We start from the raw sequence: 19665 nt of genomic DNA on the forward strand, positions 1-19665 counted from the left end.
CAAAAAGTCATTTTTTGAACACATACTTAAAGGAAAGGGGGCGCGAAAGCCTATGACAGCGGAATTGCTGGAGGTTCGCAATCTGAAAACTTCTTTCAAGACGGAGGAGGGGACGGTTCCTTCCGTGCGCGGCGTCAGCTTTACCGTGAAAAGGGGCGAAACCTTGGCGATCGTCGGGGAGTCCGGGTCGGGCAAAAGCGTCACGTCTCTGTCGATCATGGGGCTGGTCGGCGCGCCGGGCAAAGTGACGGACGGCGAAATCCGCTTCGAGGGCCGGAACTTGCTGGAGTTGTCCAAAAAAGAGCTGCGCACCCTTCGCGGCAATGAAATTTCGATGATTTACCAGGAGCCGATGAGCTCGCTGAATCCCGTGTTTACGGTCGGCAATCAGGTCCGCGAGGCGATCCTTCAGCATTTGAAGGTGAGCAAGGCGGAGGCGGCGCGTTTAAGCGTCGCGATGCTGGAGCGGGTAGGCATCGCGGATGCGGCCAAAGCGGCGCGGAGCTTCCCGCACCAGCTGTCGGGAGGCATGCGTCAGCGGGTGATGATCGCCATGGCGCTCGCCTGCCGGCCGAAGCTGCTGATCGCCGACGAGCCGACGACCGCGCTGGACGTGACGATCCAGGCGCAAATTTTGCGGCTGATCGCCGAGCTGAGCCGGGAGGAGAACACCGGCGTCATCCTGATTACGCACGATTTGGGCGTGGTGGCGGAGATGGCCGACCGGGTGGCCGTGATGTACGCCGGCGAAATCGTCGAGGAAGCGGACGTGTTCGACCTGTTTGCCAAACCGGGGCATCCGTATACGATCGGCCTCTTGGGCTCGCTGCCCCGGTTGGACGAGCAAAGGGACAAGCTTGATTCGATTCCGGGCACCGTGCCGGATATGCTCCACATGCCGGGCGGCTGTCCGTTTCGGCCGCGCTGCCCGTACGCGCAGGAAGCATGCGCGAAGGAATATCCCGAGCTGCGCGTCAAGGAAGCGGGCCATAAAGTCAGATGCCTGCGGATGGAGGAGGTGGCGCCATAATGACCGGAGCGAACAGAGAAGCGGGCGGACCTGCGGCGGAAACGGCGTTTGGTGCGTCCGGGATGGGAAGCCGGCAGGCCGCGGTCGAACCGGTGGAAACGGTCGAACCAGTGGAAACGGGGCCGGGGCTGTCCGGGGCGAAGAACGGAACGGCCGTAAACTCGCCGGCGGGAGCGGAGCGCCGGTCCGAGGAAAACGAACAGCCGCTCCTTGAAGTGAGCGGGCTGAAGAAGTATTATCCCCAGAACAAAGGCTGGTTCTCCAGGAAAAGCGGCGTCGTCAAAGCCGTCGACGGCGTGAGCTTTCGGGTAATGCCGGGCGAAACGCTGGGGATCGTCGGGGAGTCGGGCTGCGGCAAGTCGACGACCGGGCAGTTGATTACCCGGCTGCAAGCGCCGACGGAAGGCCGGATCGTCTTTCAGGGGCGGGACTTGGATGAGCTGTCGGAGGAAGAAATCCGCAAAGTGCGGAGGGATTTGCAGTTTGTGTTCCAGGATCCCTTTTCGTCGCTGAACCCGCGCATGAAGGTGTTCGACATCGTTGCCGAACCGCTTCAGGTGCATGGTTTAGCCAAAGGCCGGGCGCTGAAGGACGAGGTTTACCGGCTGCTGGAGACTGTCGGCCTGGGACCGCATCTGGCCGACCGCCATCCGCATGAATTCAGCGGCGGACAGCGTCAGCGGATCGGGATCGCCCGCGCCTTGGCGATGAAGCCGAAGCTGATCGTCTGCGATGAGCCGGTGTCGGCGCTGGATGTGTCGATCCAGGCGCAGATTCTCAATCTGCTGAAAGAACTGCAGCGGCAGTTTCAATTGACTTATATTTTTATCGCCCATGGCCTGCCGACGGTCAAGCATATCAGCGATCGCATCGCGGTCATGTACCTGGGCAGAATCGTCGAGCTGGCCGGGCGCGACGAATTGTTCGCCGAGCCGCGGCATCCATATACGGAAGCGCTGCTCGCGGCGGTGCCCGTGCCCGATCCGACGCAGCGCCGGGAGCGGATTTTGCTGTCCGGGGAGATCCCGGGTCCGGCGAATCCGCCTTCGGGCTGTGTTTTCCATCCGCGCTGCCCTTATGCGCAGGATCTATGCCGGACACAGGTACCGCCGCTGGCGGAGCATGACGATGGGCATTTTGCGGCCTGCCATTTTCCGTTATCCGGTTTGAACTGAGCGCTCAAAAAGTCGGATTTTCAGCACGGAAGCGAATGCTTCCGATGTGCAACGGCGTATATTTCCAGGAAGCCAGATCTCGATTAGTGGTGGTTCTTCCTGTGGTAATTATAAAATTTGGGAGTAGGGAGAAGGGCAGGCGGTTGCGTATTTGTGGAGACGGGGGGAGACTGCGGAGGAAATAGCGGTAAAAAAGGTTCTTATTATCGGCAAAAAGGGAGGTTGGCTAAAATAGAGGAATTTTTTACCGCTATTTCGGAAAAACGAGGGTGAAAAGCTGCTTTTTCCAAGCCTGTTCTCCAAATAGAGCCTAAAAGTACCGCTATTTTGCGTAAGAGAGGGACAATCTCAAAATAGCGACATAAATTACCGTTATTTCCGGCAATAGAGACAATAGCAATCTCCCTTTCCCCTTCCCTCCCACGCCTATAGTAAGGGAGCGATTGGAATGAATAAACGGCCGATTATGCCGGACGATTTATACGGATACCAGTGGGTCAGCCAGCCGTCGGTCAACCCGCGCGGCCTGGTGGCTTACGTGAATCAGACGGTGGACCGGGAAAAAAACGACTATATAACGCATATCCGCGCCGTCTCTCTGGACGGAAGCGGCGACCGGCGCTTGACCGGGGGAGACAAGGACTCCGCGCCGTCGTGGTCGCCGGACGGCTCGCGGCTGGCTTTTCTGCGCCCGGCCGAAGGCGGTAAGCAGCTGTATACCGTCCCGGCGGAGGGAGAGGCGGCGGAGCCGGACCAGGTTCAGTCCCGTCTGGCCGTGAAGCACACGGCGCTTACGCGGGGAGTGAACGCCTTTGTCTGGTCGCCGGACGGGCGGTATATCGCCTTGATGAGCCGGGCCGGCGCGGATGTGGAACCACAGTTGCAGGATAAGCCACAAGTTCAGGATAAGCTACAGGTCCAGGATAAGCCGCAGATACAGGATAAGCCACAGTTGCAGGAGCGACACCAGTCACAGTCTGCACACCCGGAACAGCCCGCCTTGCGGGGCCGCGTTTTTGAGCGCACCACTCCTAAGACGGAAGGCTCTGGCTGGTGGGACGGATTGTACAGCCAGTTGTTTGTGCTGGAGCTGGAAACCGGCCGGATCACGCAGCTGACCTCCGGTCCCTGGGACGTTTCCGCTCCGGTCTGGTCGCCGGACGGCGAAGCTTTGTCGTTCGTCTCGAAACGGGTGGAGGATGAGCTGCTGGACGCGGATTTGCTGCATTTTGCCGATGTGTACACCGTGAAGCTTAGCGGCGGTCAGCCGATAGGCAAGCCGGTAAAAATCACGGCGTCCGATCTGCTGATCAGCCAGTTTGCCTATGCGCCGGACGGGCGGCGGCTGACGCTGATCGCCAGCGACCGCGTGTACGGCAGCGGCAGCCATAATCGGCTGTATACGGTGCCTGCCGCGGGAGGCACGCCGGAGCTGCTTGCCCCGGGGCTGGACATGCAGCTCGGCAACGCCGCGCTCGGCGATATGAAATCGGCGGGGGCCAGCCCGTCCCCGTTATATGATCCGCACCATCCGCAGCTCGGCGTGTACGTACTTGGCACCGATCACGGCAACGTTAACGTGTACCGGATCGATGGAACGGGCGCTTGCGAGGCGGTGACGGGGGGCGGCGAAAAAGATGTCTACCAATATACGTTGTCCCCGGACGGCCGCTATATGGTGACTGCCGCGTTGACGGCCGAGCGGCCGGGCGAACTGTACCGGGTCGACGTCCGCACAGGAGAAGAACTGCGGCTTACGCGGCGCAACGATGAGTTTCTGGCCGAGCTTGAGGTGCGCATCCCGGAACGGATCGCATTCAAGGCTTCGGACGGGCCGGGCATCCACGGCTGGCTGCTGAAGCCCGCCGGGCTGCCCCAAGGCGCGAAAGTTCCGCTGATTTTGCAGATTCACGGGGGACCGCACGCGATGTACACCGGCGTGTTCAGCCATGAAATGCAAACCCTGGCCGCGCTAGGGTATGCCGTACTGTGGGTCAATCCGCGCGGAAGCATGGGATACGGGCAGGATTTTGCCAAGGCGTGCCGCGGCGATTTCGGCGGCGGAGACTGCCGGGATTTGCTGGAGGCCGTTGATTACGCGCTGGCCGCATTCGATTTTATCGACGAGACGCGGCTGGGGATTGGCGGCGGCAGCTACGGCGGCGTCATGACCAACTGGATCGTCGCCCACACGAACCGCTTCCGGGCCGCCGTGACGCATCGCAGCATTTCCAATTGGCTGTCCATGTACGGGACGAGCGACATCGGCATCTCGTACGTCGAAGGCGTGATCGGCGGCAATCCGCAAGAGCACGCGGAGCTGCTCTGGTCCAAATCGCCGCTGGCCCATGCGCACCGGATCGAAACGCCGCTGCTGATTTTGCACGGCGAAAATGATTACCGCACGCCGATCTCGCAAGCCGAGGAGCTGTACACCGCTTTGAAGCGGTATGGAAAAACGACGAAACTTATCCGTTATCCCGGCTCCAACCATACGCTGCTGAAAAGCGGCAAGCCATCGCTGCGCGTCGACAGCTTCGAGCAGGTGAACGCGTGGTTCGGGCAATATTTGTGAAAGGATGTGCTCCGGCATGAGCCATGTGCAGCTTTCCATTCCGGTGGCGATGCTGGTGGAAAACGCGTTGACCAGCGGCGAGCCGAAGGAAGCGATCATTTCGTGTTTGCGGAGCGGGGACTTTTCCCCTCTGCTGGAGAAGGTCAAGGAACCGGAGATGGATTTCGCGGACAGGCTGCGGACGGCGGAGGAAATCGGCGATAATTGGGAAGAGGCCCTTCGAAACGGCTATGAATTCAAGTTTTTGCATATCAACGGACTGAAAAGACTGCTTGCCTTCCGCTTCGGCAAGGAGGCGGACCGTGACTACACGCAGGAAAATTTGTCGCTGCGGCGACTTCGCCTGACACCGGAGGAGATAGAAATCCTCCGTACCCTGATCGGCCGGCAGTGGCGGGTGTTTGCGGAAGAAGCAAGCGAAGGGAACGGAACCGAACCACAGGTTGTCGTCGGCATCGAGTTAAAGTACCGGTAAACCAAGAGCGCCATCGTGTGCTGTAAAAATACATTTCAAGCTCAAGCCCACGGTCGGGTTCAACTGACCGGGGGCTTAATATTTCAGCGCGGGCGGAGGGTTCACGGTTACCAGAGCCCCTATGGAAATCATCGGAAATAAACCGTTTGTACATCAAATCACAACTGCTGTATAATAGAGGTACGGACAACGTGACATCATTAATTATATAGGAGGAAAAAATGGGTAATTCAGCGTCTTTTGAACTGGAAAAAAACAGTCCAATTCCTTTATATTTTCAACTTAAAGAGGACATGATTAAAAAAATCAACAATGAAGAATACAAAGTGAACGAAAGTTTGCCTTCCGAAACCCAGTTGATGACGATGTACGGCGTCAGCAGAACGACGGTCCGACAGGCGATCGATCTGCTCGTCAACGAAGGTTACTTGGAGAAGCGGAGGGGAGTAGGCACTTTTGTGGCCAAGCCGAACCTGAATCAATGGGATTTGGCCGAATTGCGAAGCTTTAACGAAATCGCCGGCCTGCAAGGTTTGGCGGCCAGAACCGAGCTGCTAAGCATGCAGCGGGTCAAAGCCAACGAGACGATAAAGAGCGTTTTCGGCGAGGGGCATAGCTCGTACTATAAGCTGGAAAGGCTCCGGTTTATTGAAAATGAGCCATCCGTACTGGTAACGACGTATGTGCCGGTGGATGTAGCGCCCGATTTGGAACGGTTTAACTTCTCGGAGGTTTCTTTGTTTGCCACGTTAAGAGAGCATTACGGCCTCAAAATCAATTACGCGAACAAGACGTTCCGCGCGATCAACGCCAGCCCCGAGGACGCCGCGATTTTGAAGGTGGAGCCGAACTTTGCAATCCAGTTGGTGGAGACGGTCACTTATGATGACAAAGACAGACCGTTCGAATATTCCGTGTCCAGGGACAGAGGCGATCTCAACCGGTTCCGGGTGCTGCTGAGATACAAGGATTAGACATTTTCCCACACTTATCCAATAAGTATGATGGACAGGATAAACCTGCCGCTTTGAATATTTCCGCCAACCGCGGGAATGAACGGATGCGGCCGGTTTATTTTTTTGTACCGTTTTTCCAATGAAAGCGCTTGACAAAAAGGAGAGATAGTGTCATTATAACGATAAGACATAATGACGTCATGATGTCTTGAGGGGAAGTAGAAAAAGAAAGGCGGGAGCAGCTATGAAGGACGATTGGTTGAATCTGCAGGGAAAGGTCATCGTGGTCACGGGGGGAAGTTCGGGCATCGGCGCAAAAATCGTGCAAAGCCTTGACGAACATGGTGCGCAGGTCGTTATCGCGGATGTTTCAGGGAGCGCTCAAGGAAACGCGGATTTTATACAGTGCGATATCACCAATAAACGCCAGGTGGAAGAGATGATCGGCAAAGTTGTGGCCAAATATTCGCGGATTGACGGCCTGGTTAACAACGCCGGAGTCAATCGGCCCAAATTGCTGGTGGATTATTACCACGATGACGAGAATCATGAATTCAACGAGCAAGATTTTGAGTTTATGTTTAACGTCAACGTGAAAGGGGCGTTCTTTTGCACTCAGGCGGCCGCAAGAGTGATGATCAAGCAAAATTACGGCGTGGTGGTCAATATCAGTTCTGAAGCCGGCATGGAAGGCTCGACAGGGCAAAGCATCTATTCCGCCACTAAGGGTGCGCTGAATTCTTTTACCTTATCGTGGGCAAAAGAGCTTGGCCGCTTCAACATCCGGGTGGTCGGTATCGCTCCCGGGATCAACGAACCTACACCGATGGGCAATCCCGAACATGTCAAAGCGCTGGCCTATACCCGTGGAATGGAAGCCGGCAGCGTATCCACCGATTATATGAAAATCATCCCTTTGGGCAGACCGGGGAGGCTGGAGGAAATCGCCGATCTGGTAACGTACCTGTTGTCCGGCCGCTCCTCCTACATTTCAGGCACCATCGTGAATATTACCGGCGGTAAATCGCGGGGTTAATGAAACATCAAGGAACTTGGAGGGGGCTAACCGTGAATACCAAGCCGTGGATTATCATCATCACCCATGGGACCTTCGGCGAAGAACTGAAACGAAGCGCGGAAATGATCATCGGAAAAATGGAGGATGTGTACTGCTACTCCTTAATGGAAGGCATGGAATCCAAAACGCTGATTGAAACGATCCGGAACGCGCTGGCCGTGGCACCGCCGAATTCCATTTTTCTTACCGACCTGTACGGGGGAACTCCGTCGAATATCGGCGCTTATTTTGCCAAGAAGGATGGATACTCCGTAATTTGCGGAGTCAATCTGCCGATGCTGATCGAGGCGGAAACGCGCAGGTCCTTGGGAGAATGGGAAGGAGTCGAGGACAAAATTATCGCGTTCGGAGCCGAGGGCATCCGCAATATCACCAAAATCATTAAAGAAAGGAATGGACCGGCATGTTAAACGGAATCAAACTGGTGCGCGTTGATTTCAGACTGATTCATGGCCAAGTTGTGACCAAATGGAGCAACACGATTACGGCCAAAACGATCATCGTCGTCAACGACGAGTTGTCCGAAGACGAATTTATGGCCGACATTTATGTCATGGCGGCTCCGCCCGGCATCAAGGTGGAAGTGCTCTCCATCGCTGCTTTCACTGAGCAGGCGAAGACCGGCCAATATGATAAAGGCAGCATTCTCGTGCTGTTTAAAAATATCGAAGATGTGCGCCGGACTGCGGAGCAGGGGATCTCTTTCAAAGAGGTGCAGATCGGAGGGCTCGGCGCGGCCGGCAGCAAAACCTCCGTGGTCAAAGGCATTTCCATCGACCGGGAAGACGCGGACAATTTGCTTTATTTGAAGGACCGGGGCACGGAGGTTTCATTCCAGGTCACCCCGGAGGAAACCAAACTTCCGCTGGATAAAGCGCTGAAAAAATTGGGGGTATAGACGATGGCAATGTTGGCAGTAAGTATTTTTGCGGGAATATGGTATTGGATCTGTAAAACCGATGTCGGTTACGCGATTACCCACGCGATTCGCCAGCCACTGTTCGCCGCGCTTCCCATCGGTCTGATGATGGGCGATGTACAACAAGCGATGATTATCGGAGCAGCCGTGCAAATTTTGTATATCGGTCTGGTGGCGGCGGGCTCCAATCTTCCGGCCGACGATTGCCTGGCGGGACTCATTGCCATACCGATCGCGATTCAGTCGCATCTTACCCCGGCGCTGGCGATTGCCATTGCCGTTCCGGTCGGTGTCATGGGCGTGTTCGTCGATCAGCTGCGCAAAACGATCAATGTCATGTTCGTCCATATGGCCGACCGCTATGCCGAAGAAGGCAACACCCGAAAAATCATGCTGGCTTCCGTTGTTTATCCTACCGCTTTGAGCTTTTTCTTCCGTTTTCCGATTCCTTTTTTCGCGATCCTGTACGGCGCTGATGCCGTTAATTCCTTCATGAACAGCGTTCCGCAGTGGCTGGTTCACGGCTTTAGCGTGGCCGGCGGTCTGCTGCCCGCTCTCGGATTCGCTTTAACGATGTTCGTGATCGGCAAAAAAGAGCTGTTTCCCTGGTTTATCATCGGCTATTTCCTGATTCAGTTCAGCGGGATCCCGATTATTGGGGCGGCGATCTTCGGCCTGTGCGCGGTGCTCTTGATCACTTATTACAACAATAAGAAGAACATGGAGGCGTGAGGAAAATGACGGAAACGCAAAATGTAGCGGAAACCGGCCAGGAAACCGGCAAATTGATCACCGAAAAAGATGTGCGCCGAAACTGGCTGACCTATTACATGGTGGCGGAGATGGGCATTTCTTACGAACGGTTGCAGGCGCTGGGATTTACGACGGCCATGATCCCGATTCTAAAGAAGCTGTACTCGGATCCTGAGGATCTGAAGGAAGCGTTGAAGCGGCATCTCGTCTTCTATAATACGGAAGCGGTATTCGGCTCGCCGGTCAACGGCATCGTGATCGCGATGGAAGAGCAGAAGGCCAAAGGGGAACCGATCACCGACAAATCGATCACCGGTATGAAGACAGGACTGATGGGACCGCTTGCGGGGATCGGCGACTCCATCGATTGGGCCACGCTGAAGCCGATTATTTTCGCGCTTGCGGCGACGCTGTCCGCGACCGGGAGCATCATCGGCCCGTTTGTCCTGCTGCTGCTGCCGCTGATTCAAATCCTGGTTGGCCTGAGATTGTCCGTATACGGGTACCGGGCCGGCAAGGCTTCGATCCGGGAACTCTTGCACTCCGGGCGGATCAAGGAGCTGATCGCGGGCGCGAGCACGCTCGGGCTGTTCATGATGGGGGCGCTCTCGTCCACCTACGTTAAGCTCAGCACCCCGCTGCAGTTCAATTTCGGCAGCGGCAACGAGCCGTTCGTGCTGCAGAAGATTCTCGACGGGATCGTGCCCGGTCTGCTGCCGCTTTTGGCCGTGCTGGGGTTGTACTGGTGGTTGAACAAGAAAAATCAAAATTTTACGGTCATCATGCTTGTCATTATTGCGATTAGTATTATCGGCGCCATCACGGGTATTTTTTAAGATTATAAAATTCATGGCCAAACAAAAGAGGTGCTTGTTTTGAAAGCGGTACACTTTGGAGCCGGGAGCATTGGCAGAGGTTTTATCGGCGATTTGCTGCATGCGTCGGGATACGAAATCACGTTTGTCGATGTCGATCCCGCGATCATCGCGCAGATCAACCGGGACAAAGCTTACGATTTGTATGTGATTGAACAGAACTATGCAAGGAAGACGATTGACCACGTGTGCGCCGTCTCTTCGGTCACCCAGGAGCAAGAGGCCGTGGCGGCGTTGGCGGATGCGGATATCATTACGACCTCGGTATGGGCCGACAACCTGCCGCGGATAGCGCCCGTTCTCCTGAAGGGGCTGCGGGCCCGGCGGGAGGCGGGCAAAAGCAAGGTGAATATACTCGCCTGCGAAAACGCGATGTTCAACTCCGATATTTTGCGCAGCAGCCTGCTCTCCATCGAAGGCGGGCTGTCAGCGGAAGAATTGGCGGAAACCGCCGCTTTTCCGAATACGGCCGTTGACCGGCTCGTGCTTGAGGATGAGCGGGAAGGCAGAAAGGTCATTAACATCGGCCAAGACTTCGAGCTGGTCATCGAGCAGAACAAGCTGGCCGAACCCGGCAGCATCCCGATCCAAAATGCCGTGTATACGGACAATCTGCTGAAATTTCTGGAGCGGAAACTGTATATCATTAATTGCGGGCATGCCTGGGCCGGCTACATCGGCCATATTTACGGCTACGAGATCATTCAGGACGTGTTCCAAAATGACGCCCTGCTGCGGCAGATCCTGGAGGCGATGATGGAGTCGGCGGGGCTGCTGGAGCGCAAATACGGGTTCGCGATCCGGGAGCTGGCCGAATATGTCGATTTTGCCGTCGCTCGTTTCCGGACGCCGGGCATCGTCGATACGATCGGTCGGGTCTGCCGCTCGCCGATCCGCAAGCTGCAGCCGGATGATCGGCTGGTCGGGCCCTGCCTCGGCTGCGAGGCTTACGGGCTGAAGAACGACCGCTTGCTGCAGGGCATCGCCGCCGCTTTTCTGTTCAGGAACCCGGAGGACGCCCAAAGCGAGGAATTGCGGCTGTTTATCGAGAAGCACGGCATCGGCGCGGCGATTACGCGCTATACCGGAATTGCGGAGACGACCCGGTTGCATCAGGCCATTTTGCACCATTACGAAGAGCTGTCCCGGATCAAGCGGCAGCGCTGGGAAGAGAAGGGATGATCGAGTATGGAATTTACGAACCGGGCGGGTTTCGCTGTTGTATCCGCGGTCATTGAGGCGGTCTGCGCCAACCGGGATTATTTGAGCCGGGTCGATGCCGCGGTGGGAGACGGCGACCACGGCATCAACATGAGCAAAGGCTTTACCATCGCCGGCGAAGAGCTTAGCAAGCAGCCTGACGCCGATATGAGCGCGGGTTTCCTTGCGATCAGCACCGTGTTGGTAGGCAAAATCGGCGGCTCGATGGGCCCTTTATACGGTGGCTTCTTCCGCGGCCTGGCCATGGCGTCCAAAAACGAGCCGGTCATCGGCGCGGCGGTCATGGGGAACATGCTGCGGAAAGCTTACGACCGGATCGCCGTGTTGACGGACGCCGCGGCCGGGGACAAAACGCTGATCGATGTGCTGGACCCGGCAGTACGGGCTTATGAGGAAGCCGCGGCCGGCGGCGGCGATCTGGAGGCCTGCCTGGGCCGGATGCTGGAAGCCGCCCGGAACGGACTTGAAGCGACGAAAGGGATGGCGGCCAAACTTGGCCGCGGCAGCCGCCTGGGAGACCGCGCGATCGGGCATCAGGACGCGGGCGCAACTTCCTGCTATATCATTCTGGGGGCCTTGGCCGAAGCTTCTCTCCGGCTGGCCAAAACAGGTTAAGGAGGGCGTAAGAATGCAGCGTTTTGTAAACCATCCCGATCTGATCGTGGACGATATGCTGAAAGGATATGTCAAAGCCCATGGAGATACGGTCATACTTTCGGACCGCAATGACCGTGTGGTGAAGAGGATTCAAGCCCCGGTGGAGGGCAAGGTGGGCATTGTCACCGGTGGCGGCAGCGGCCATGAGCCGGCCTTTCTCGGTTATGTCGGCGAAGGGCTGGCCGATGCGGCCGCGATTGGCGAAGTTTTCGCTTCTCCGCCGGCCCAATCGTTCTTTGACGCCATCGTCGAAGCCGATTCCGGCCAAGGGGTGGCCTGCCTGTTCGGCAATTACGCGGGCGACAACATGAACGTCAAAATGGCGGTGCAGCTTGCGGAAGACGAAGGGATTACCGTGAAGTATGTGACCGCCACGGACGATATAGCTTCATCACCGCCGGAAACCCGGGAGAAGCGGCATGGCTTTGCCGGCGGCCTGTTCATGTGGAAGGCCGGGGGCGCGCGGGCGGCGATGGGCGGCTCGTTGGATGAAGTTGTAGCCGCTGCGCAAAAAGCCGCCGACAACACGCGCAGCATCTGCGTCGGACTTGGCTCCTGCACGATTCCGGCGGCCGGCTCTCCCAATTTCACCATTGAGGAAGGCAAAATGGAGTTCGGGATCGGCCATCACGGCGAGCCGGGGATCCGGGTGCAGCCGCTGGGGACGGCGAACGAAATCGCCGCAGAAATGACCGGCGCCATCCTGCGGGACTTTGCTTTCGAGGGGTCGGAGAACCTGGCCGTCCTACTGTCCGGTTTGGGCGCGACCCCGCTGATGGAACTGTATGTGCTTTACGACAAAGTGGCAGAGCTCCTGACGGGACAAGGGCACCGGATCGACCGCACATTTATCGGCAATTACGTCACGTCCCTGGATATGAACGGCGCGTCGCTCACGATTGTGCGCCTGGACGAGGAATTGAAGGTGCTCCTGGATTATCCGGGTCAATGCCCTGCCGTCAAATACTAATAGTGCGAGTTTAAAATAGTGTAATTCAAATAGTGTAGTTCAAAAAGTCGGGTTTTCAGGACCGAAGCGTATGCTTCCGAAGTGCGTTTTTTCAAAACGCTTTAGGTTGGATGAAGCTAGGGACTGAGTAGCGGAGCTGAACGTTTTCGGAGAAAACGGTTTCGGAAGCATATGCTTGGCCCGGCTGAATTCAAGATTCGACGTCGAATCCACTTCATGAGCTGCTTCGTCATGGAAAGATGACTTTTTGAACAACCTCTAAAAATTGGAGAGGAGACAGGAAAATGAAACTGCAGCTGGCATTGGATGAATTGAAACTGGAGGAAGCGCTGGAATTTGCCGAAAGGGTAAAGGACTACGTAGATATTATCGAAATCGGTACCCCGTTCGTCATCGCCGAAGGCATGAACGCGGTCAGAACGTTTAAGGAGCGTTTTCCGGACAAAGAAATTTTATCCGACGAAAAAATTATGGATGGCGGCTTTTTTGAATCGAAACTGGCTTTCGATGCCGGGGCCGAATATGTAACGGCGCTTGGGGTTACCGATGCGCTGACGATCCAAGCCTGTCTGAGGGCGGCGGACGAGTTCGGCAAGCAACTGGTGGTCGACATGATTTGCGTGGACAATCTGCCGGACAAAATCAACGAGCTCGAAGGCTTAGGCGTTCATGTGCTGGCTGTCCATACGGGGGCTGATCAACAGGCGGCCGGCAGACGGCCGATCGATGATCTGAAGGTGATGAAGGCCCATGCCAAATCGGCCAAAATCGCCGTCGCTGGCGGCATCAACAGCAGCACAATCGACAAATATGTCGCGCTCGAACCCGACATCATCATCGTGGGAACGGGGATCACCCATGCGGCCGACCCGGTCAAGGAAGCGCGGCTGATTAAAGAAGCAATGGCGCGAAGAGTGTGAAAATGCTTGTGAGGATAGTGAGTTGAATTGTAAGTAAGTAAGTAAGTTTGATGAAGATGGGGAATACAGTGAAAACGTAGGGAGAGATGCGGTAATGAAACCATGCGGTAATTTGCTGGCGATATTGGAAGAGCTTGCGGAGGACGCAAAGCAGGTTGACGGTGGGGAGGTCGAAGCGGTTAAGGACCTGATTGCCAAGGCCAAGCGCGTGTTCGTGGCGGGGGCGGGCCGTTCCGGCTTCGCCGCCAGGGGATTCGCCAACCGCCTGATGCATTTGGGGTTTAGCGCTTATTTTATCGGGGAACCGACGACACCGTCGATTCAGCCGGGCGATCTGCTGATCATCGGCTCCGGCTCCGGCGAAACGGCCAGCCTGAAGGCAATGGCGCAAAAGGCACTCGATCAGGGGGCAACACTGGCTACCTTGACGATTTTTCCGGCGAATACGATCGGTTCTCTGGCTTCGGCCTGCATCAAAATTCCCGGCGTTACCTCCAAGGTGAACCAGGAAGCAGGCAAAGCGGCGTCGATCCAGACCAAAGGCTCCTCCTTCGAGCAGCTAAGCTGGCTAATCTATGACAGCATCATCATCGACTTGAAGCAGGAGACTGGACAAACCGACGAAGACATGTTCGCACGCCACGCCAATCTCGAGTAAAGCAGGTCTCGGGCGGCGGGTCCTTGGACAGTTGAATATTACGCAATAAAAGCCCTTAAATCACCCTCGGGGAGATTTAAGGGCTTTTTGCGGGTGCGGAGGGGAACCCACGGCCTGCGTTTTTCTAAAGTTACTGGAAATAACGGTGAAAAATGGACCTATTTTCTCCCAAAAAGGGTATACAGCAGAAATAAAGGAATTTTTGATCGCTATTTTAGATAGATGGCGTCAAACAGACGCTTTTTCCCAGCTTAATCCCCAAATAACGACGAAAATTTCCGCTATTTTACCCCAGGAGGGGGGGATCTCAAAATAAGTACACAAATTGTCTCTATTTCCAGTAGAGATTTGTTTTGCCCATCAAAGGGACCGCCGGAGGAATTCGTTCCAGCGGTCCTTCTTACAGATGACATTGCCATTGGATATATCCAATATCATGGAAATTGAATGGAAAATACAGCCGTTTGATTGGATATTTCCAATAGATAGGCTCGGCAGGGCGGAAAACGGGAGATTTGGGCGTAATCTATTGGATTTTTTCCAATCAAACTACCTGTTCCCCTCCTAAACTCAAGTAATCTTTCTTGATTACCGCTCCGGGCTGCGTTAAGTGATACGCTCCAGCTCGTGGATGCCTCGCGGCGCGTCAAGTAATTCTCCCAAGGTTTACGACCGATTTATTTCATCCTGTAAAAAAGCGGGGCTTTTGCCCCAAATCGCCCCCATGACTCTTCATCGCAAGATACGAACATCGGCCTGGTGGCTCCAGGATGGGGCAGTTCTCGTTTACGGCGCCGATAGTTCAACAATTTTCCGCCAGGGTTCGCAAGTTATTTTATCAAATAAGCTCATAAATTGTTAAAAAAGCGCAAATAAACTTCATAATTCCTTTATATTTTGACGCAAATCTTCTTAAAATTCATTTCGCACAATGGAAACGAAAGGTAATGGAGGTTTTCATTGTGAGAGATAGAGATGTCGTAATATTCACGGACCGCGAGAGAAACATTTCCTATACGGAAATTAACCGGTTCTATGCGGTTAAATATTTTGCGGAACCGCGCGCGGATATTCTGCTTCAGCCCGTGCTTTGCTGCATTGTCGATTATGCGGATCCCGAGCGGGCTATTGCCGCCTCCAACACCATCCGCGCATCGCTGCCGGAGGTTGCTTTGCTTCTCATCACAGATATGGGAGCCGCGTTAAGCGATAATGATCTCATCCGTATTCGCGGGGTGGGAAGAATCAGTCTGATCCACTGGAAAGAGAATTACCGTAGCAAACTGCTGCTGGAAATTCAGCGGCAGCTGCATCCGGAATTTCTCTCGGAAGGCCCGCATACCGCTTTTATCCTCTCCGTTTACAATGAAGAACAGCGTTTCAGGCATGTGCGCCGCTTTTGCGAACGCCTGCAGGCCTATATTCAGGCCCATCTCATCGAGGGCTCCATTTATTTGATCGACGACGGCAGCGAGGACCGGACGCTGGAACTGCTTGAAGGGATCGAGCGGGAGACGAATCTGGCGGCAGGCCGGATCAACGATAACGATAACGTCATTCCGCTGGTAAGCGCCAGAAAACTGGGGAGGAATACCCGCAAAGCCGGCACCTATCTTGAAGGGATGCGCACCATCGAAGCCGATTATTTTGTGTTTGTGGACGCCGACGATTCCTTTTTTATCGAGGACATTGCCCGGATGATCAATATCGTCAAAATGGGCTACTATGACATCATCATCGGCACGAAGGACGACTCTGCGGAGAACCGGCCATGGTTAAGGTTTTGGATCAGCAAGTGCAAACGGATCGTGTCCAAGCCCTTTTTGCCGGCGGGAGTCATCGACTCGCAGACCGGTCTGAAGGTGATGAGCGCTGTCGCCGTGCGGCGGATATTTCCCCATTTAAAAGAAGAGCTGGGCTTGGCCGTTGATCTGGAAATGATGTTCATCGCCAAGAAGCTGAAGCTGCGGGTGCTGCAGCTGCCCGTCGAATGTATTGACCGCGACGGCTCGCACATCGAGGTGTGGCGGGATTCCGTCCGGTTTATGCGTTCGCTGGTGGATATTTGGCGCCTTGATCGGCGGATTAGGTAGCCCTATGCTGCGGAGATGGCGTGCGCTCGTTTTTCCGTTGTTTAATGTGCTGCTGAATGCCTTCAATTTCTTCTTCCATATGGCCGCAAGCTGGTATTTGACCGAGGATCAGTACGGGCAGGCCAACGCGCTGCTGGCTTTGTTCGCGCTGCTGTCCGTACTCGGCTTATCCGTCCAGCTGCTAGCGGCCAAGCTTGTTTCGCAAAACAAAGCCGGCGGCGGGTTCCCGGGGGGAGCGCTTGTTCCGGCGTTGGCCGCTGCCGCTGTTTTTGCCGCGCTGGGCGGCGCCCATCCGCTGCTTGTCCGCTTGCTCAACGTGGACGGCGGAGCGCTGATCCTGTTGTACGCAGTGGTGTCCATGCATATTCTGGTCAGCCTGTTCAGAGGGAGCATGCAAGGGCGCGAGCGGATGCTGGCGCTGAACGTCAATTTTTACCTCGAGGTTGGCGGCAAGCTGGCCGTCATCTTCGTTTGCGTTCCGTTGGGGCTGGAAGTTTGGAGCTTGATGCTGGCGCTGGCCGCGGGCATGATTTTAGCGCTTGCGCACGGTTGGCTTGCGGAACGAAAAAGCGCCGGACCCGCATCCCCCGCGGACGGTTCGCTTCGCGGCAAACCGCTGAAGAGTCTGGGCCGGGATTGGATGGACACGCTGCTCATGAATCTGTTCATATTGTTTTTCACGTCGATTGATATGCTCGCCGTGCAGCGTTATTTGCCGGCAGATGCCGGCGTATATGCAATCGCGCTCAAGTACAGCCAGCTCGTTTATTTTGTGGCGTTTAGCGTGATCACGGCATTTGTGCCCAAACTTGGGGCGAAGGCGGGGGACAGGGCCGCGCTGAGGAAGCAGGTTTTACTGTTCGGGGGATTTATGCTGGGCTGCGCGGGGTTTGTTTATGCCGGTTCCGCCTGGCTGTTTCCGTTGTCACTCCCGCTGCTGTTCGGTCCCGGCTATCAGGCGGCGGAGCGGTATCTTCCGCTTGGAGGCGCGGTGTACTGGCTGCTTGCGGCCGTGCTGTTTTTCGCGCATCTGCATGTGCTGACCGGACGCAGACGTTTTATGCTGTGGCTGGCGGCCGGGGCGGCGGCGCTGTTGCTAAGTTTCGGCCTCCGGCACCGCACGCCGGAAGAGTTGCAGCTGGCGCAGCTTGCCGTATATGGAGGGATTGCGGCCGGTTTTGCCGCCGATGCCGCGCTGGGCTTTAGACGGATCAAAGGGAGGGCTATGTATGAGAAATATCCGCAGTAATCCCGGGGAAACGGTCATTTTGCTGCTGTCGTGGCGGGATATTTTCTCTCCGAAAAGCGGCGGGGCGGAGATATTCACGCATGAAATGCTAAAGCGCTCGGCGAATCCGCGCTTGCGGTTTATTCACTTTTCGCCGCGTTTTCCCGGCGCCAAAACGCGGGAGGAAGCGGATGGAGTAACTTACCTGAGAGCCGGCAACACGTTTAGTGTGATCGTGCATGCCATGCTGTACTATTGGCGTCACCGCAAAGCCATCGATTATGTGGTCAACCAATGCAATACCCACCAGTTTTTCACCCGGTTGTGGGTGCCGCCGTCCAAGCGTATCTTTTTTATCCACCAATTGACGAGGGAAATCTGGTTTCATAACCTGGGCCCGCTGCCGGGCGCCGTCGGTTATGTGCTGGAACCGCTGCTGCTTCGCTTGGCCAGGAAGGACCGGGCGCTGACGGTTTCCCCCTCGACCCGCAGCGATTTGGTGAAGCTGGGTTTTCAGGCCGGCCGGATCCAGATCGTTCCCGAAGGGATCGAATTCGAGCATTGGCCCGAGCAGCGCTTTCTGCCCAAGCAGCGGCGGCCTACATTTCTGTACGTAGGGAGGTTCGTCAAATATAAAGGCATCGATCTGGCGATTCAGGCCTTCGGAGAGTTCAAGCAAAAGTACCCCGACGCGGTGCTGTGGATCGCCGGAAAAACCGACAAGGCCTATGTGCAAAAGCAGCTGCGGCCGCTGCTGGAACGGTACGGCTTACGGAGCGCGGAGCCGGACGACCGTAAGGAAACCGCGCTGGAGGCGGACATTTTCTTTCACGGCTTTGTCACGCAGGAGAAGAAGCTGGAGCTGATGAGCCGCTGCCATGCGCTTGTTTTTCCTTCGCGGCGGGAGGGCTGGGGGCTGACCGTGACGGAAGCCGCGGCGGTCGGTACGCCAAGCATCGTCAGCAACACGGCGGGACTGATTGACGCGACCGATTTCGGTAAATGCGGCTATTTGACGATCCATGGAGACGTGCACGGTTTGGCGGCGCAAATGCAAAGGGTCGTCGAAAACCCCGGCGAGTATGAAGCGATCCGGCGGCGGGCGCATCAATTTTCGCGCCAATTTCATTTCGACAATACCGGAGCCGTGTTCGGCCGCTGGATGGACAGCTTGACGAAAGGAGAACAGCATCATGAAGAAAGCGGGGATCGTGTTTACGACGTATAATAACGCCTCCAGTGTGGAGGCGTGTCTGGACAGCTGTATGCGCCAAAACTACCCCGGCCTGGAGATTTTTATCGCCGATGACGGCTCCACGGACGATACGGTTGCGGTCATCCGCAGCAAGGCGTCCGCCGCTCCCTATCCCGTTACGCTGCTGGAACTGCCGCACGGCGAACGCGGCGTGGCCCGGGTCAAGGCGGTAGAAGCGGCGCGCCAGGCGGGCGCCGATTATTTGCTTGTGATCGATTCCGACATGATTTTGGACGATCATTTGCTGCGCGGCGGGATCGATTACTTCGAGGCTCATCCGGAGGTGGGCGCGCTTGTGGTGCCTGAACAGGCGTTTACGCATGCCGGCAATTTTTTTTCCAAAGTCAAAGTATTTGAACGGAATGTCCTCAACAACGCCGGGGAGGAGTTGGGGAAAAGGTCGATCGAGGCGGCGCGCTTCTGGAGAATGGAAGCTTATGTCGGTACCGGGGGCTTCAAGTCGCAGCAGATTTCGTTTGAAGAGATTCAGCCCACCCTCCGCTATCTCGAACAGGGCGGGATTGTCCGGCGCGCGACCTTCGGCAAAATCTATCACGATGAGAAAAAAGTGCTGCTGCGCGAATTGCTCAGCAAAAAAGCTTACTATTTTTCGGTGATGGACCGTACGTTGACTTCGGAGCGGGGAGGCTTCCGCAAAGCGCTGGAGCGCTGGTATTTCTTCCGTCCGGTGCTGTACCGCCCGGCCAACCTGCGGAAATATGCCAAGCATCCGGTATTGACCGCCGCCATGCTGTATATGTATGTATGCCTAAGTTTTATCGGCATCGCAGCTTTGTTGAAATCACGGTTGTTGGGGGGCAAATAGC

Annotated in this window: 19 protein-coding genes; all 19 read left to right on the forward strand. The window is 56.0% G+C overall.

The window, feature by feature from the left end; translation table 11 throughout:
- Positions 1-52 precede the first annotated feature (52 nt).
- A complete protein-coding gene (locus tag NYE74_RS30300; RefSeq protein WP_036625503.1) occupies positions 53-1030 on the forward strand; it encodes an ABC transporter ATP-binding protein in 978 nt (325 codons plus the stop codon).
- On the forward strand, positions 1030-2205 hold the full coding sequence (locus tag NYE74_RS30305) for an ABC transporter ATP-binding protein (RefSeq protein ID WP_230877065.1): 1176 nt from the start codon (positions 1030-1032) through the stop codon (positions 2203-2205). The genes NYE74_RS30300 and NYE74_RS30305 overlap by 1 nt, the downstream gene beginning before the upstream one ends.
- A gap of 448 nt (positions 2206-2653) precedes the next feature.
- Positions 2654-4780, forward strand: coding sequence for a S9 family peptidase (locus NYE74_RS30310; protein WP_036625501.1), 2127 nt, complete (start codon positions 2654-2656; stop codon positions 4778-4780).
- 16 nt (positions 4781-4796) lie between these two features.
- A complete protein-coding gene (locus tag NYE74_RS30315) occupies positions 4797-5255 on the forward strand; it encodes a hypothetical protein (RefSeq protein WP_036625499.1) in 459 nt (152 codons plus the stop codon).
- 221 nt (positions 5256-5476) lie between these two features.
- Positions 5477-6229, forward strand: a complete 753-nt coding sequence (locus tag NYE74_RS30320) for a GntR family transcriptional regulator (protein ID WP_036625497.1) — start codon at positions 5477-5479, stop codon at positions 6227-6229.
- 226 nt (positions 6230-6455) lie between these two features.
- On the forward strand, positions 6456-7247 hold the full coding sequence (locus NYE74_RS30325; RefSeq protein WP_036625495.1) for an SDR family oxidoreductase: 792 nt from the start codon (positions 6456-6458) through the stop codon (positions 7245-7247).
- Between the two features lie 32 nt (positions 7248-7279).
- Positions 7280-7699 (forward strand): PTS sugar transporter subunit IIA, encoded by a 420-nt coding sequence (locus NYE74_RS30330; protein WP_036625494.1) that lies wholly within the window; start codon positions 7280-7282, stop codon positions 7697-7699.
- Positions 7693-8187, forward strand: coding sequence for a PTS sugar transporter subunit IIB (locus NYE74_RS30335; protein WP_036625492.1), 495 nt, complete (start codon positions 7693-7695; stop codon positions 8185-8187). Before NYE74_RS30330 ends, NYE74_RS30335 begins: the two co-directional genes overlap by 7 nt.
- A 3-nt stretch (positions 8188-8190) precedes the next feature.
- Positions 8191-8940 carry a PTS mannose/fructose/sorbose/N-acetylgalactosamine transporter subunit IIC gene (locus tag NYE74_RS30340; RefSeq protein WP_196427494.1) on the forward strand — a complete coding sequence of 250 codons (750 nt, stop codon included), beginning with the start codon at positions 8191-8193 and terminating at the stop codon, positions 8938-8940.
- Between the two features lie 5 nt (positions 8941-8945).
- On the forward strand, positions 8946-9797 hold the full coding sequence (locus tag NYE74_RS30345) for a PTS system mannose/fructose/sorbose family transporter subunit IID (RefSeq protein WP_036625490.1): 852 nt from the start codon (positions 8946-8948) through the stop codon (positions 9795-9797).
- A gap of 30 nt (positions 9798-9827) precedes the next feature.
- Positions 9828-11018 carry a mannitol dehydrogenase gene (locus NYE74_RS30350; RefSeq protein ID WP_249732537.1) on the forward strand — a complete coding sequence of 397 codons (1191 nt, stop codon included), beginning with the start codon at positions 9828-9830 and terminating at the stop codon, positions 11016-11018.
- A gap of 6 nt (positions 11019-11024) precedes the next feature.
- Positions 11025-11672 (forward strand): dihydroxyacetone kinase subunit DhaL, encoded by a 648-nt coding sequence (gene dhaL / locus NYE74_RS30355; RefSeq protein ID WP_213510095.1) that lies wholly within the window; start codon positions 11025-11027, stop codon positions 11670-11672.
- Between the two features lie 13 nt (positions 11673-11685).
- Positions 11686-12684 carry a dihydroxyacetone kinase subunit DhaK gene (locus NYE74_RS30360; RefSeq protein ID WP_341005474.1) on the forward strand — a complete coding sequence of 333 codons (999 nt, stop codon included), beginning with the start codon at positions 11686-11688 and terminating at the stop codon, positions 12682-12684.
- Between the two features lie 284 nt (positions 12685-12968).
- Positions 12969-13604 (forward strand): 3-hexulose-6-phosphate synthase, encoded by a 636-nt coding sequence (gene hxlA, locus NYE74_RS30365; protein ID WP_036625480.1) that lies wholly within the window; start codon positions 12969-12971, stop codon positions 13602-13604.
- A gap of 94 nt (positions 13605-13698) precedes the next feature.
- Entirely contained in the window at positions 13699-14262 is a 564-nt protein-coding gene (hxlB, locus tag NYE74_RS30370; protein WP_124331825.1) for a 6-phospho-3-hexuloisomerase, read from the forward strand.
- Positions 14263-15224: 962 nt separating this feature from the next.
- A complete protein-coding gene (locus tag NYE74_RS30375) occupies positions 15225-16355 on the forward strand; it encodes a glycosyltransferase family 2 protein (protein WP_270619364.1) in 1131 nt (376 codons plus the stop codon).
- Between the two features lie 4 nt (positions 16356-16359).
- Positions 16360-17604, forward strand: a complete 1245-nt coding sequence (locus NYE74_RS30380; protein ID WP_270619363.1) for a transporter — start codon at positions 16360-16362, stop codon at positions 17602-17604.
- Positions 17585-18811, forward strand: coding sequence for a glycosyltransferase family 4 protein (locus NYE74_RS30385; protein ID WP_036625469.1), 1227 nt, complete (start codon positions 17585-17587; stop codon positions 18809-18811). The genes NYE74_RS30380 and NYE74_RS30385 overlap by 20 nt, the downstream gene beginning before the upstream one ends.
- Complete coding sequence (locus NYE74_RS30390) at positions 18777-19664, forward strand: glycosyltransferase family A protein (protein WP_036625467.1); 888 nt, start codon at positions 18777-18779, stop codon at positions 19662-19664. The genes NYE74_RS30385 and NYE74_RS30390 overlap by 35 nt, the downstream gene beginning before the upstream one ends.
- Position 19665: the final 1 nt, after the last annotated feature.

Source organism: Paenibacillus sp. FSL P4-0127, assembly GCF_038007325.1.
Lineage (GTDB): Bacteria > Bacillota > Bacilli > Paenibacillales > Paenibacillaceae > Fontibacillus > Fontibacillus macerans.

Excerpts from the sequence above, each read along its gene's own strand:
- NYE74_RS30340 (WP_196427494.1), top strand. The coding sequence starts at position 8,191 with ATGGCAATGTTGGCAGTAAGTATTTTTGCGGGAATATGGTATTGGATC.
- NYE74_RS30325 (WP_036625495.1), top strand. The coding sequence starts at position 6,456 with ATGAAGGACGATTGGTTGAATCTGCAGGGAAAGGTCATCGTGGTCACG.
- NYE74_RS30310 (WP_036625501.1), top strand. The coding sequence starts at position 2,654 with ATGAATAAACGGCCGATTATGCCGGACGATTTATACGGATACCAGTGG.
- NYE74_RS30300 (WP_036625503.1), top strand. The coding sequence starts at position 53 with ATGACAGCGGAATTGCTGGAGGTTCGCAATCTGAAAACTTCTTTCAAG.
- NYE74_RS30360 (WP_341005474.1), top strand. The coding sequence starts at position 11,686 with ATGCAGCGTTTTGTAAACCATCCCGATCTGATCGTGGACGATATGCTG.
- NYE74_RS30320 (WP_036625497.1), top strand. The coding sequence starts at position 5,477 with ATGGGTAATTCAGCGTCTTTTGAACTGGAAAAAAACAGTCCAATTCCT.
- dhaL (WP_213510095.1), top strand. The coding sequence starts at position 11,025 with ATGGAATTTACGAACCGGGCGGGTTTCGCTGTTGTATCCGCGGTCATT.
- NYE74_RS30345 (WP_036625490.1), top strand. The coding sequence starts at position 8,946 with ATGACGGAAACGCAAAATGTAGCGGAAACCGGCCAGGAAACCGGCAAA.
- NYE74_RS30335 (WP_036625492.1), top strand. The coding sequence starts at position 7,693 with ATGTTAAACGGAATCAAACTGGTGCGCGTTGATTTCAGACTGATTCAT.
- hxlB (WP_124331825.1), top strand. The coding sequence starts at position 13,699 with ATGAAACCATGCGGTAATTTGCTGGCGATATTGGAAGAGCTTGCGGAG.
- NYE74_RS30380 (WP_270619363.1), top strand. The coding sequence starts at position 16,360 with ATGCTGCGGAGATGGCGTGCGCTCGTTTTTCCGTTGTTTAATGTGCTG.
- NYE74_RS30305 (WP_230877065.1), top strand. The coding sequence starts at position 1,030 with ATGACCGGAGCGAACAGAGAAGCGGGCGGACCTGCGGCGGAAACGGCG.
- NYE74_RS30385 (WP_036625469.1), top strand. The coding sequence starts at position 17,585 with ATGAGAAATATCCGCAGTAATCCCGGGGAAACGGTCATTTTGCTGCTG.
- NYE74_RS30315 (WP_036625499.1), top strand. The coding sequence starts at position 4,797 with ATGAGCCATGTGCAGCTTTCCATTCCGGTGGCGATGCTGGTGGAAAAC.
- NYE74_RS30390 (WP_036625467.1), top strand. The coding sequence starts at position 18,777 with ATGAAGAAAGCGGGGATCGTGTTTACGACGTATAATAACGCCTCCAGT.
- hxlA (WP_036625480.1), top strand. The coding sequence starts at position 12,969 with ATGAAACTGCAGCTGGCATTGGATGAATTGAAACTGGAGGAAGCGCTG.